This is a genomic window from Actinomadura sp. NBRC 104412 (assembly GCF_030269515.1).
Lineage (GTDB): Bacteria > Actinomycetota > Actinomycetes > Streptosporangiales > Streptosporangiaceae > Spirillospora.
The window spans coordinates 22,913-35,394 of record NZ_BSTM01000048.1 but is presented as its reverse complement, the minus strand read 5'-3'; the positions used below and the strand labels follow the sequence as shown (position 1 = coordinate 35,394).

Genomic DNA, 12,482 nt, shown 5'->3' with positions numbered 1-12,482 from the left:
GCCCCACCAGCGCCGCCGCGTCCAGCAACTCTGGCTCGCCCTTGCTCACACCCTGCACCACACCAGTATCCCAGTCGAGCGTTAGCTCGACCGGGACAACCGCAGTTATTCAGTGCAGTCCTAGGCGTCCTTGAGTGACAGGTAATGCCTGCGGACCTCGGGGTCGAGGCGTTCGATCGCCGTCCGCAGCATGACGCGCGGCATCGTGGCCGCGTGCCGGTCGAGGAAGCCGGTCAGCCGCCCGGGGTCCTTCTTGCCCGCCTCGCGCAGCACGCCTCCGACGACCTTGTGAACGAGGTCGTGGTCATCGGCGACGAGGAGCTCGGCGAGCGCGAAGGCGTCGTCCACCTGGCCTTTCCTGATGAACCACAGCGTGGAGAACATCGCCGCCCGGCGCTCCCACCACTTCGGCGATCGGGCCAGGGAGTACAGGACGTCGCGCGGCCCGTCCATCAGATGACCGCCGATGACCTTGTGCGCGCTGACGTCCACCAGGTCCCAGGTGTCGATCCGGTCGATGCGGCGCAGGTACAGCTCGTACAGCTCCCTTCGCCGGTCCGCGGACGTCCGCCTGGCCACGGCCTGGTGACCCATGATGCTCACGGCGCCGACCCGTACCTCGTGGATCGTGCTGTCGAGCAGCTTGTCGATCTCGCCGGGCGGCAGCGCGGCGTACTCCTTGGCCAGCGCGAAGACCTGGCCCATCCGCACGCCCAGGAAGTCGTTGCCGGTACGGAAGAAGCGCCGCTTCTCCTCCACGTCCACCTGCGTGCGTTCCTCCGACGCCCGCTCCTTCAACGCCTCCACGAACGCCTCGGCGCTCATCTCGGCGGGCCCATTGCGTCCAGCCACGGGCCACCATCCCTTCCACCCATGCAGGCTTCCGCCCATACCGACCCGGAGCGCCGCCAGAATTCATCGGCGCCTGCGGCCTCGTCGCCGGGGTGGGGGCTGACCCTCGCGTCGGGGGCTACACGCCGTCCAGGTATGGACGACTTACCGTGACGGTGTCATGACGTTATGTTGACTTAGGTCTATTGTGCGGCTTATGCATCGGCGCGTCGTCGAGTTGGAGCTTGAGGCCGCGGACTGGCTGGAGCAGCTCTACACCGCGGACTTCGCCGTGGCGGCGTTCTTCCTGGGTTTGCTGGGCGCCTACGGTGCGCTGGAGGTCCCGCCGTTCACACGGCGGTTGTCCGGGCGGCTGCGGCCCTTACAGGTGTTGCAGTTCCACCTCGGGTTCGTGCCCGTCGGGCTGACGTACTGGTGTACGGCCCCGAGCCGCACGGTGGTGCTGACCGTGTGGCGAACGGCCAGGCTCCCCGAGTCGTGCGAACGGGAACGGGCACGCCGGGCATTAGAGGCGTGCGCCCCGCACGAGCCGGAGCGACACGAGCTGTGGGCGGGCCTCCGCGACAGGAGAATGCGGGAACCGGGCGCCGCCGCGTTCTACGCCGACACCGCGCTGGCGGTCGGCTTCGGGCAGCGGGTCCGGCGCCAACGCCTTCGCGGTGGGCTGAGCGTCGAGGGGCTGGCCACGGCCGCCGACACCACCGCTGAGGTCATCGCGCGGTGCGAGGCCGGAGGCGTCGATCCCCAGACGCCCGTGGCGAACCGCATCGCCGCCACGCTGGGCCTCCAACGGCCATGGCCGTCGCGCCCTCCCGGCCGCCTGGCCGGGAGGGCGCCGCGCCGTCCGGGGGCGTCCGTCTGGAGGCGGCGTCCGGGCGATCCTGTCGGTGGCCCGTGTGATGCTGGGCGCGTGAAGATCGTGTTCGAAGCCGAGCTGTGGATCTGGGATGCCAGGCGTGCCGACACCTGGACCTTCGTCGCCCTGCCCGTCGACGCGTCGGAGGAGATCCGTGACCTGGCCGGCGGGCGGCGCCGCGGGTTCGGTTCGCTGCGGGTACGGGTCACGGTCGGCGGCAGCACATGGACGACCTCGATCTTCCCGGACGGCACGCGCGGCGCCTACGTGCTGCCCATCAAGCGCGCCGTCCGTACGAAGGAGGACCTCGAAGCGGGGGACACCGCGACCGTGACCGTCGAGCTTCTCGACCATTGACCCGGACCATTGACCCGGACCATTGACCCCAGCCATTGACGCGCGGCCCGGAGCGGCGGCACGCGGGTGCCGGTCACGTGCCGCTCTGCCAGACGGCGACGTAGTCGACGACCATGGGGCGGCCTGAGACGGTGTCGGGGGTCGGGGTGCCCCGCCCGGCGACGCCGTTCGGAAACGCGCCGCCCATCGCCACGTTCAGCAGCAGGAAGTAGCCGCCGTGGCCGGTCATGTTGGTCCACGTCGTCGCGTCCAGCCGGTCCTCGGACACGCTGTGGTACGGCTCGCCGTCCACGTACCAGCGCAACTGCTCGGGGGAGACGCTGCGGTCCCACTCGAAGGTGTAGGCGTGCATGCCCGCCTGGCAGGGTGAGCCGGGGCAGGCGCGGCTGTTGCCCAGCCCGTTGCTCTCGTTGCACGGGCCGCCGGGGTTGGTGCCGCAGTGCAGGACGCCCCAGACCGAGTCGATCCCGTTGACGTTCTCCATGATGTCGAACTCGCCGACCGCCGGCCAGTTCTGGTAGTTGCCCCGGTACGGGGAGCCGAGCGCCCAGAACGCGGGCCAGTAGCCGAGGGCCTGCGCGCCACCCACGTCCGGCATCTGGAGGCGCCCTTCGATGCGCAGCACCCGGCCCTCGGCGGGCTTGAAGTCGGTGCGCACCGTCTCGATCCGGGACGAGGTCCATTCTCCGGACGCGCTCCTGATCGGCGTGATCAGCAGGTTGCCGGAGCCGTCCAGGGAGACGTTCGCGGGGTCGGCGGTGTACCGCTGGATCTCGCCGGTGCCCCAGTTGGGCGGCCCTCCCGGATAGCCGTGCCCGGTGCTGATCAGCCAGTTTCCGGACGAGGGCAGGGACCCGGCGGGGCCGTCGAAGTCGTCGCTCCACACCAGGCTCCAGCCTGGCGGAGGAGGCGGCACCGAAGCGGACGCCGGCGCGGGCGCGGTGGTCAGGACGAGTGCGAGGAGGCCGGCGAGACAGAGTTTCCAGGAGCGTGCGTGTGCCATGGCGGGGGGCCTTCCACTGGGAGAGCGGGAGCGGGTATCCGGTGGGTCGGCACCGACAGGTGCCGGTCAATCTCACCCATGGGAAGGCCGCTGTCAAGTAGACCAGTTGCCCTTTCATGAAGGGGATCGGCGAAGCCAATAGATGATCTCTGTTGAAGCGTGTATGGAGCGACACCTGGCCTTAGCGGAAGACCCCGGTGACGATCAGCGGTTCCACCATTGCGCCCACGACCACGCGAGAATGGCGACGCGCGTCCTACGCTCGTCCGGTATCGAGGCGGATAACGCCGTCAACGGCGGGTCGCCGCGAGGTTTCGGCTACGGGGGTGCCGCATGGAATGTCATTTCGTGCGCCCTCGGCGAACGGAAGGGGCATGACGTGCTACGGGGAAATCGGATCCGACGCGGGCCGGCCGTCCCGGCGGCGCTGGCCGCGGCGCTCGGGCTCGCCGTCGGCGCCCAGATCGTCCGGGCGCCGGAGGCGGAGGCGTTCGCCACGTACTACTGGTTCTCGCAGGGGCACGGGGAGCACGAGAAGATCACGCGGGCGGCGCTGGCGTGCCCGGAGGATAAGCCGTCCGACGGCACCTGCTTCGAAGAGGACTCGATCGACGTCCTGGCGGGCTACCGCGGCTATCTCGGCGGGGTCAACGCACCGGACTCGTGGTTCTACGGCGGCGAACTGTCCAACCCGGACGCCCACTGCGACAACGCCGACTACATTCGTGCCGAGGACAACGGCGGGAAGCCGTACGCGCGCACCCGCGAACAGGCGTCCGACCAGCTGATCGCCTGCCTGCGGCACCTGCGCGACCGCTTCCACAGCGCCGCCCGCCAGGCCGGGACGGTCTTCGACGACGACGGCGACCTGTCCCACTGGGACACGCGGTCCGCCTGCGCCGACTACGGCGCGCCAGGTGACAGGACCCGTGCCAAATGCCGGTTCGTGGACCTGTTCGGGCGCGCGCTGCACGGTGTCCAGGACTTCTACTCGCACTCCAACTGGGTCGACTCCGCCGATCCCGGGCGGCCGACCGGTGTGGCCAACCCGCCCGGCATGCACAGGAGCGAGGTGTTCCCGCTGATGAGCTTCCGGCTGCCGCTCCCGTCGCCGGCCGACGTTCCGGAACGGCTCGCCACCGGCTGCTACCCGTCGGACGAGTGCGCCGGGCGGATCCGCCACGACGAGGAGCTCAACAAGGACGTCGCCGAGATCGACCCGGTCACCGGCGCGGTGACCAGGGACGGGACCAGCGCCCGCGGGCGGATCGCCGACAACCAGGAACGCGCCGTCCTGTGGGCGATCAGGGACACCCGCCGCCAGTGGGCGGCGATGCGCGACGAGATCAAGGCGCGGTACGGCGACGAGAAGGGCGACACCATCATCTGCGCGCTGACGCATGACACCCCGGTCGCCAACTGGCCTTGGACGACGGGCGACTGCGAGAAGTGACCCCCGAGCGGCCCGGCCTCGGCATCCGTCCCACCTGCTCGGCCGGGCGGTTCAGGTTCAACTACTGGCCGGGTGTCGGTATGTCACCCGACCAGGACGGATGGCTTGACCGGAGATAGTAAATGCATTAACCATCGAGACGGCTCAGGGCGTGCGGCTTGTGAGGGCTCCGGCTACGCATGGGCTCGGTCGCGGTAGGAGGTCACAGCCATGGTGCCGATCTTCGCTCGGAGGTTGTGCGATGACGCGGCGGTGTTCCCGCCTGGGCTGACTCCGCTCGCCGAGGCCGTTCCGGCGCATGCGGCCCATCGGACCGGCCCGTACGGTGATCTGGTCGGCCCGCCGCACGGGCCGGGACAGATGGCATCGGAGGCCGAGTCGGCGCGGAGGCTGCCGGTCGACCTGGCCACTGCGGAGGTGGCCGTTCCAACCGGGATGGGAGTGCCCGAGTTCGTCACTGCGCTGGATCGCGCGTGCGCCGCCGCGATCGCGGCGGTCGCCGAAGCGCACGTGCCGTTCAGGGCGACGGCGGGCCTGCACCACGCGGTCCGCAACACCGACGCCCGGACGGGATTCGAGCAGCACGGGTTCCTCAACCTGCTCCTCGCCACCGCCGCCGAGGCGGTGCGCGGGCTTGGCGAGGACCGGGCGGCGGCCGTTCGCAGGATGGTCGTGTCCTTCGGCACCTGTAGCATCACCGAGCCACTGGCCGGGCTGGTGGACATGGGCCTCGCCCCCGCGAGCATCGCGCCCGGGAAGATCGCGCACGGAGAAGGGGCCACCGCGTGACCAGGATCGACATTCCAGACGGCTCCCTGTTCGGGCTCGCCAACCTGCCCTACGGGGTCTTCTCCATCCGGGGCGCCTCACCCCGGGTCGGCGTGCGCGTCGCCGATTCGGTGGTGGACCTGGCGGTCGCGTTGGGTGATCCCGTGTTCGCTCTGCCCACGCTCAACGCCTTCATGGCGCAGGGACGGTCGCGCTGGGAGCAGGTACGGCGCCAGGTCACCGAACTGGTCGCGGGTGATGTCCACTCCGATGCCGTGCACCCGGTTTCAGAGGTGACCCTGCACCTTCCGGTGGAGGTGGCCGACTACGTCGACTTCTACGCCTCCGAGCATCACGCGGCCAACCTGGGCAGGCTGTTCCGTCCCGATGGCGAGCCGCTGATGCCCAACTGGAAGCACCTGCCGGTCGGCTACCACGGCCGCGCCGGCACCGTGGTGGTGTCGGGGACCGGCATCGTCCGCCCGTGCGGGCAGCGGAAGGCGCCCGGCCAAAGCGCCCCCACCTTCGGGGAAAGCGAGCGCCTGGACATCGAGGCCGAGCTCGGCTTCATCGTCGGGGTCGGCTCGCCGCTCGGCGAGCCGGTGCCGGCCTCCGCGTTCCCCGATCACGTGTTCGGCGCCGTGCTGGTCAACGACTGGTCCGCCCGGGACATCCAGGCTTGGGAGTACGTTCCGCTCGGCCCGAACCTGGGCAAGAGCTTCGCCACCTCCATCTCCCCGTGGGTGGTCCCTCTCACGGCATTGGAGGCCGCGCGCGTGCCGCTGCCCGGCCAGGATCCCGAGCCCTTGCCCTACCTGCGCGAGGACGAACCGTGGGGCCTGGACATCGACCTGGCCGTGGAATGGAACGGCGAAGTGGTCTCGCGACCGCCGTACCGGACGATGTACTGGTCTCCCGCGCAGATGCTGGCGCATATGACGGTGAACGGCGCCCGCGCCCGTACCGGCGACCTCTACGCCTCGGGCACCGTTTCCGGACCCGAAAGGCACCAGCGGGGCGCGTTCATCGAGCTGACCGAGGGCGGCAGGAATCCGATCACGGTGAAGGGCGAGCGGCGCACCTTCCTCCAGGACCACGACGAGGTGGCCATCACCGCCACCGCCCCGGCCACCGATGGCGGCAGGCTCGGCTTCGGTGAGGTCCGCGGACGCATCCTGCCCGCCCGTGCCCCCCGGCGCCGCCCAAGAACCCGTCGGTAGATCTCTCATTCCTCCCTGTTGGCGGTATTCCGGCTGTTTCGTATTGGCTCTTACGGATATGCCACTACCGTGCGTGGCCGGAGGATCGCCTGGCCACGGACGTCCGAGACCACTCGGCAAGCACGCGCACGTCCCGCACCCGACGAGTGCGGCACCATCCCAAGAAGCGAAGTGATGACGATGACGGAAGCAGGCTCTGGCGAGGGAGACCGCGTCCGTGGCGCGGTACAGGAACTGCCCGTGGACGAGCTCAAGCAGGCAGGGAAGGAGTTCGTCCAGGCGCTGATGGTGCAAGCGCTGAAGAGGGCCAACGGCAAGATCCAAGGGCTCACCCAGCGGCTGAACGACGTTGCCGGCGATGGCGCCGGGTCCGGCGCGAAGATGGCGGCCACCGGCGTCAAGAAGCTGGCCCAGGGCGAGTCCCCGGTCAAGGCGGGCCTGAGCGCGGGCATGACCGGTGCCAAGGAGAAGGTGAAGGGGGCGATGGGCAAGGGCGACGACGAAGGGGACGGCAAGGGCGGCAGTGGCGAGGACGAGCCCAAGGTGGTCACCATCATCGAGGAGTTCGATGTCGGGCTGCCGCGACGGGCCGCCTACGACCAGTGGACCCAGTTCGCCGACTACCCGGACTTCACCAGCAAGGTGGAGAGCGTCGAGCAGGAGTCCGACGAGAAGATCAACTGGCGGGCCAAGATCTTCCTGTCCGAGCGCAGCTGGGAGTCCACCATCATCGAGCAGGTCCCCGACGAGCGGATCGTCTGGAAGTCCGAGGGCTCCAAGGGCTGGGTCGACGGGGCCGTGACCTTCCATGAGCTGGCGCCCACCCTGACGCGGATCCTGCTGGTCGCCGAGTACCACCCGGACGGCTTCCTCGAGAAGACCGCCAACCTGTGGCGGGCTCAGGGACGCCGCCTGCGCCTGGACTTCAAGCACATCAAGCGCCACATGATGACGCACACGCTCCTTGAGCAGGGCGAGACGCAGGGATGGCGCGGCGAGATACGCGACGGCAAGGTCGTCAAGACCCACGAGGACGCCCTCAAGGAGGAGCAGGAGCGCTCTGAGGGCGGCGGCGCCGAAGAACCCGAAAAGGGCGAGGCCCAGGAAGAAGAGAAGCCTCAGGAAGAAGGAAAGGCCGAGGGCGAGGAGAAGGCCGAGGGCGAGGAGAAGGCCCAGGGAGAAGAGAAGCCCGAGGGCGAGAAGGCGGAGAAGCCCGAGGGCGCCGCCGCTTGACATCCGACCGGCGCCCACCATCCGAGAGCGAGCCCGGGAGAAGCGATGGACGGCAACACCCCAAGCGAGCCGAAGCCTGGACGGGAGCGCGACGAATCAGGCGAGAAGGAAGGCGTGCCCGGCAGGCCCGTGCCGCCGGACAAGCGTGCCGGTGCGGATGGAGAGCCGGACGCCTATCTCGACGTTCCCTCGCTCAAGGTGGACCAGCTCTGTCTCGACGTGGAGGACCTCCGAGCGTATGTCGCGCTCATCGCCGAGGTCGTCGGCCTCGTCAAGGTGAACGCCGGGGCGGACGCGCGCATGGGAAAGACCAAGCTGGAGATCAGGGGCGTCGAGGCCCAGGCGCAACTGCGGATCCGCCTCGACAACGTGGCCTTCGTCATCGACCGGACCCTGACGACGCTCGACCGCAATCCGGAGATCGTCCGGCATCTCGGCGAGGCCCTGGAGTCGGCCACCAAGGACATCGGCACCGCCGTGGGCGAACTCGGCGAGGCCACCAAGGGCATCACCCAGGCCGCGGGCAAGGGCACCGATGAGGCGTCGGAGAACCTCAGCGGGGTCTCCACCAAACCTCCTCGAGATCAGGGCGAGGTCGCCTGTGAAGACACAGGCCGCCTTGAGGAGAAGGGCGCCCCTGAGGAGGAGGGCGCAGAGGAAACCGGCCGGCCCCCGGAATCCGCGGAGAAGCAGGACGAGGGCGAAGAGGCGGCCGGCCAGGAGCAGCCGGAGACCTCGCCGATGCAGGACGCTGTCAACCAGACCGAGGAGTCGGTACGCGACCTCGGCCGGGCCCTTCTCCGCATGTTCCCACCGGCCCGCCATCTCGTCTGACCGGGACGCGGCGGGGTTGTCAGGAGTGCGGCGGGGTTGAGGGCGCGGGCCGGGCGACGATCAGGGTGGTCGTGGTCATCGGGAGGGTGAGCGGGATCGTCTCGACGTGGTCCGGGCTCAGCCCGGCGGTGGTGATGGCGCGGTGGACGCCGGCGGGCAGGGACGATGCCCAGGGCAGCCAGCGTCGCGGGTCGGACCGGCGCCGCGGTTGTAGCACGTCGGCGAGGATGACGACGCCGGTGCCGGCGGTGACGCGGCCGATCTCGGCGAGCCCCCGCCACCGGTCGTGCCAGTGCCGCAGGGACAAGGTGCTCAGTACGAGGTCGAAGGTGGCGTCGCGGAAGGGCAGGGCCTCGGCGCGGGCGCGGACGAAGCGGATCCTGGCGGTGGTGTCGCCGGTGGGTCCGGCCGCGGCGTTGCGGATCATCGAGGGGGAGGGGTCCGTCCCGATCATGGCCGCGTGCGAATACGTCTGGGCGGCGGCGTGCAGGAGGCGTCCCGTGCCGCAGCCGATGTCCAGGATCCGGGCGGGGTCGCAAGCGTGCCGGTGGGCGTGTCGCAGTACGGCTTGGTGCACCGGCTGGTAGAGCAGACACTGAAGCAGGCTGGTGTCATAGGTGGCGGCCCACCGGTCGAACTGGTCCGGCGGGTCGGCCGCGGACGGGGGTGGCCGGGTGGCGGGCGCGGCGTGGTCGCGGTGGCCGGTTTGGCGGGGAGGTGCCACGGGTTCACGATCCCACCACCGGGCCGGTGGTCAACCCGGTTTCTCGCCGGCGGCCCGGCGGAACGGGTATCTGGTTGGCGGACGGCGGTGCCGTTCTGGGATCATGACGCCCCGGTGGCCGGCAGGGGGCGACATGGCACCTGAGCGGGGACGACGAGGTTCCCCGGCATGGCGAGTGAGCTGAGCGGAGTGGGCGTGGACGTCGAGCGGACATCGTTGCCGGGGATCGGGCTGCGTCATGAGTTCACCACCAAGCGGGGCCGCCGGCTGGGGGTGATCTCCCATCGCACCGGCCGTCACGATCTGGTGATCTACGGCAAGGAGGATCCCGGCAAGCGCGTGGTGTCGGTGGAGCTGACCGGCGAGGAGGCCAACGGGCTGGCCGAGCTGCTGGAGACCGTCCACGTGGTGGAACGGGTGAACGACGAGCATCGCCAGGTCGAGGAACTGGTGACCGAGAAGATCCCGGTGTCCGCCGGGTCGCCCTATGTTGGGCGGCCGCTGGGCGACACGCGGGCGCGTACGCGCACCGGCGCCTCGATCGTGGCCGTGGTGCGGCGCGGCGGGGTGATCGCCAGCCCCGGCCCGGATTTCGTGTTCGAGGCCCATGACGTCGTGGTGGTGGTCGGCACCGGCGAGGGCACCGCGGCGGTCGCCGACATCCTCGCCAACGGGTGACCGGCCGGGCCGCGTATGTACGGCGGGCCGCCGATGAAGTAGCTTTCGCACATGTGGGGCGAGGTGCTGTTCTTCACCGCGCTCTTGGTGGTGCTGGTGACGCTGTGCCTGCTCAACGTGCTTTTCCCGCGGCGGATGTGGGGCCTGTTCAAGTCCTGGCGGTTCAAGAACCCCGAAGTGGTCGAGCCCTCCGAACTGGTCGTCTGGTGGTACCGGATCTCCGGTGCCCTGGGCATGATCTTGCTGATCGGGCTGGGCGTCTACGGAGTGCCGAGGTACTACGCGGTCGCCCGTTGCGAGAAGGTCCTGGCGGAGCTGGAGAACGTCGCCGAGACCGGCGGCGCGTCGGCGGTCGAGCGGCGGGCGCGCGAGCTCGGCCTGGACGTCCGCGACGGTCCCGCTCTGAGCGGGCGGCTCACGATCACGGATGACGGCGAGCCGTTCGCGAGCGTGCCGGCGAACGGGTCGAAGGGCTACTGCGAGGTCTAGATCCCGGCGTGACACCGGCTCGGCCGCGACGCGGCCGAGCCGGTGTCCCATCCGGCGTCGAGCCGGGGACGCAGAGCTAGGGGATCTCCTCGGCGTGGCGGAGCGTGTGGCCGTGGACGCCGTCCTCCTCGGGCTGGTCCACGGCAGTGGCGTCGCCGTCGGTCTGAGCCGGATCCGCCACCTGATCACTGCGCTTGCCGCGCTTCTTCAGGGCCCGGGCTGCGGGTACGGCGGCGCGGGCCAGCAGCGGCCCCGCGACGGCCAGGATCAGGACGTAGGCGGCGGCCAGCGGGCCGATCTGCGGGTTGATCCCGGCGGCCACCGCCAGCCCGGCGATGACGATGTTGAACTCGCCCCTCGGGACCAGCGCCGCCCCGGCGCGCATCCGGCCGGTCGTGCCCACGCCGACCCGCCGTGCGGCTATCCAGCCCGAGGCGAGCTTGGTGGCGGTCCCGGCCACGGCCAGCAGCGCGGCGGCACCCAGGACGGGGGGCAGGTCGCCGGGGTCGGTGTGCAGGCCGAAGAAGACGAAGAACACCGCCGCGAACAGGTCCCGCAGCGGGGACAGCAGCTCCTGCGCGGTGTGCGCCAGGGGGCCGGACAGCGCGATGCCGACCAGGAACGCCCCCACCGCCGCCGACACCTGGAGTTGCTGCGCCAGTCCCGCGATCAGCACGACCAGTCCCAGCACCTTCAGCAGCAGCACCTCGTCGCTGGGGCTGGCGACGAACCGTTCGACCAGCGCGCCGTGCCGCAGGGCGATCAGCAGGATCACCGCGATGGTGGCGGCGGCGATCCCCAGCGTGGTGGCGCCGGCGGCCAGGGAGGCCCCGGCCAGCAGCGCGGTCAGGATGGGCAGGTAGGCGGCCATCGTCAGGTCCTCGAAGACCAGGATCGACAGCACGGCGGGTGTCTCGCGGTTTCCCAGCCAGCCCAGGTCGCCCATCACCTTGGCGGTGATGCCCGACGAGGTGACGTAGGTGACGCCGCCCATCGCCACGGCCGCGACCGGACCCCACCCGAGGAGGAACGCGGCGATCACGCCCGGCGCGGCGTTGAGCACCAGGTCGGCCAGGCCCGACGGCGCCGAGGTCCGCAACGTGCCGACCAGCTCGCCGGCGGTGTACTCCAGGCCCAGGGTGAACAGCAGGAGGATGACGCCGACCTCGGCGCCGATGGCGACGAACTCCTCGCTGGCGCCCAGCGGCAGGACCCCGCCGGACCCGAACGCCAGTCCCGCGATCAGGTACAGCGGGATCGCCGAGATGGAGAACCGGTTGGCCACCGCGCCCAGCAGTCCCAGCGCCAGGATGATCGCACCGAGCTCGATCAGTTGGATCCCACTATGCATAGGGGCGCCTCACCCGCCGGCCAGGATGTCGGCAACGGCCGCCGTGCCCTCGTCGGTGCCGACCGCCACCACCACGTCGTCGGCGGAGAACACGAAGTCGGGACGCGGGCTCGCGATCACCTGGCCGTCGCGGACCACCGCCACGATCGAGGCGCCGGTACGCGTCCGGGTCCGGGTGTCCCCCAATGTGCGTCCGGCGTAGGGGGAGCCGGGGGCGATGGGAATCTGGTCGGTGACCAGTCCTTCGACCTGCCGGTGCAGCTCGCTCAGCCGTTCCACCACCCGTCCTGTGCCCAGCAGCTCGGCCAGCGCGTTGGCCTCCTCATCGCTCAGCGCCACTGATACCACGCACGTGTCGGGGTCCTCCTTGTCGTAGATCACCAGGTCTCTGCGGCCGGTGTGATGCGAGACCACACCGAGCTGACGGCCCCGCCTGGTGGTGAACACATGCCGCAGCCCGATCCCCGGCAACGATGTCCGCTCGACGTCCATGATCACTCCTGTGTCGTTCAGCGCCGGCGCCTTGACCAGGCGCGGCACCACCACCCGCACGCGATCCGACCCCGGGCGTCGCGTCCCACCGTTCCCGACTCAACGGGCATCCGGTACACAGGTCATGATTTCAGAACAATCTAGTCGTCAGCGACATCACGCGACCCGGCCG

At 70.2% G+C, this 12,482-nt stretch carries 13 protein-coding genes; 8 read left to right on the top strand and 5 right to left on the bottom strand.

Translation table 11 applies throughout. The features are described 5' to 3' along the window. Positions 1-120 precede the first annotated feature (120 nt). Complete coding sequence (locus QSK21_RS34055) at positions 121-852, bottom strand: DNA alkylation repair protein (RefSeq protein WP_285701801.1); 732 nt, start codon at positions 850-852, stop codon at positions 121-123. A gap of 196 nt (positions 853-1,048) precedes the next feature. Between QSK21_RS34055 and QSK21_RS34050 the strand changes: the two genes are divergently transcribed. Further along, positions 1,049-2,065: a DUF1905 domain-containing protein gene (locus QSK21_RS34050; RefSeq protein ID WP_285701800.1), complete on the top strand. Its 1,017-nt coding sequence runs from the start codon at positions 1,049-1,051 to the stop codon at positions 2,063-2,065. 73 nt (positions 2,066-2,138) lie between these two features. Here the strand turns inward: QSK21_RS34050 and QSK21_RS34045 are convergent, their stop codons facing one another. Continuing rightward, positions 2,139-3,068, bottom strand: coding sequence for a glycoside hydrolase family 16 protein (locus tag QSK21_RS34045; RefSeq protein WP_285701798.1), 930 nt, complete (start codon positions 3,066-3,068; stop codon positions 2,139-2,141). A 379-nt stretch (positions 3,069-3,447) separates the two neighbouring features. Here QSK21_RS34045 and QSK21_RS34040 point away from each other — a divergent pair, with 379 nt between their 5' ends. From QSK21_RS34040 to QSK21_RS34020, 5 genes are all read left to right on the top strand, one after another. Next, positions 3,448-4,521 (top strand): hypothetical protein, encoded by a 1,074-nt coding sequence (locus QSK21_RS34040; protein WP_285701797.1) that lies wholly within the window; start codon positions 3,448-3,450, stop codon positions 4,519-4,521. 210 nt (positions 4,522-4,731) lie between these two features. Next, positions 4,732-5,310: a hypothetical protein gene (locus QSK21_RS34035; RefSeq protein WP_285701796.1), complete on the top strand. Its 579-nt coding sequence runs from the start codon at positions 4,732-4,734 to the stop codon at positions 5,308-5,310. Beyond that, positions 5,307-6,509, top strand: coding sequence for a fumarylacetoacetase (gene fahA / locus QSK21_RS34030; protein WP_285701794.1), 1,203 nt, complete (start codon positions 5,307-5,309; stop codon positions 6,507-6,509). The genes QSK21_RS34035 and fahA overlap by 4 nt, the downstream gene beginning before the upstream one ends. Positions 6,510-6,683: 174 nt before the next feature. Then, positions 6,684-7,742: an SRPBCC family protein gene (locus QSK21_RS34025; RefSeq protein WP_285701793.1), complete on the top strand. Its 1,059-nt coding sequence runs from the start codon at positions 6,684-6,686 to the stop codon at positions 7,740-7,742. Positions 7,743-7,787: 45 nt separating this feature from the next. Continuing rightward, positions 7,788-8,576, top strand: a complete 789-nt coding sequence (locus tag QSK21_RS34020; RefSeq protein WP_285701792.1) for a hypothetical protein — start codon at positions 7,788-7,790, stop codon at positions 8,574-8,576. A 19-nt stretch (positions 8,577-8,595) separates the two neighbouring features. On the opposite strand, the gene QSK21_RS34015 is transcribed toward QSK21_RS34020, so the two are convergent. After that, positions 8,596-9,300 carry a class I SAM-dependent methyltransferase gene (locus QSK21_RS34015; RefSeq protein WP_285701791.1) on the bottom strand — a complete coding sequence of 235 codons (705 nt, stop codon included), beginning with the start codon at positions 9,298-9,300 and terminating at the stop codon, positions 8,596-8,598. A 168-nt stretch (positions 9,301-9,468) separates the two neighbouring features. Between QSK21_RS34015 and QSK21_RS34010 the strand changes: the two genes are divergently transcribed. Next, complete coding sequence (locus QSK21_RS34010; protein ID WP_352231366.1) at positions 9,469-9,978, top strand: cation:proton antiporter regulatory subunit; 510 nt, start codon at positions 9,469-9,471, stop codon at positions 9,976-9,978. A gap of 51 nt (positions 9,979-10,029) precedes the next feature. Further along, entirely contained in the window at positions 10,030-10,467 is a 438-nt protein-coding gene (locus QSK21_RS34005) for a DUF6199 family natural product biosynthesis protein (RefSeq protein WP_285701790.1), read from the top strand. Between the two features lie 76 nt (positions 10,468-10,543). Here the strand turns inward: QSK21_RS34005 and QSK21_RS34000 are convergent, their stop codons facing one another. Together QSK21_RS34000 and QSK21_RS33995 are read right to left on the bottom strand one after the other, a co-directional pair. Continuing rightward, positions 10,544-11,818 carry a cation:proton antiporter gene (locus tag QSK21_RS34000; protein WP_285701788.1) on the bottom strand — a complete coding sequence of 425 codons (1,275 nt, stop codon included), beginning with the start codon at positions 11,816-11,818 and terminating at the stop codon, positions 10,544-10,546. Between the two features lie 9 nt (positions 11,819-11,827). Next, the gene (locus QSK21_RS33995; RefSeq protein WP_502871625.1) at positions 11,828-12,370 is read right to left on the bottom strand and encodes a cation:proton antiporter regulatory subunit; all 543 of its coding nucleotides are present in this window, start codon (positions 12,368-12,370) and stop codon (positions 11,828-11,830) included. Positions 12,371-12,482: the final 112 nt, after the last annotated feature.

What these genes read in the sequence shown, in the direction of transcription:
- QSK21_RS34025 (WP_285701793.1), top strand. Translation starts at nt 6,684, where the DNA reads ATGACGATGACGGAAGCAGGCTCTGGCGAGGGAGACCGCGTCCGTGGC.
- QSK21_RS34035 (WP_285701796.1), top strand. Translation starts at nt 4,732, where the DNA reads ATGGTGCCGATCTTCGCTCGGAGGTTGTGCGATGACGCGGCGGTGTTC.
- QSK21_RS34005 (WP_285701790.1), top strand. Translation starts at nt 10,030, where the DNA reads ATGTGGGGCGAGGTGCTGTTCTTCACCGCGCTCTTGGTGGTGCTGGTG.
- QSK21_RS34045 (WP_285701798.1), bottom strand. Translation starts at nt 3,068, where the DNA reads ATGGCACACGCACGCTCCTGGAAACTCTGTCTCGCCGGCCTCCTCGCA.
- QSK21_RS34050 (WP_285701800.1), top strand. Translation starts at nt 1,049, where the DNA reads ATGCATCGGCGCGTCGTCGAGTTGGAGCTTGAGGCCGCGGACTGGCTG.
- QSK21_RS34000 (WP_285701788.1), bottom strand. Translation starts at nt 11,818, where the DNA reads ATGCATAGTGGGATCCAACTGATCGAGCTCGGTGCGATCATCCTGGCG.
- QSK21_RS34010 (WP_352231366.1), top strand. Translation starts at nt 9,469, where the DNA reads ATGGCGAGTGAGCTGAGCGGAGTGGGCGTGGACGTCGAGCGGACATCG.
- QSK21_RS34020 (WP_285701792.1), top strand. Translation starts at nt 7,788, where the DNA reads ATGGACGGCAACACCCCAAGCGAGCCGAAGCCTGGACGGGAGCGCGAC.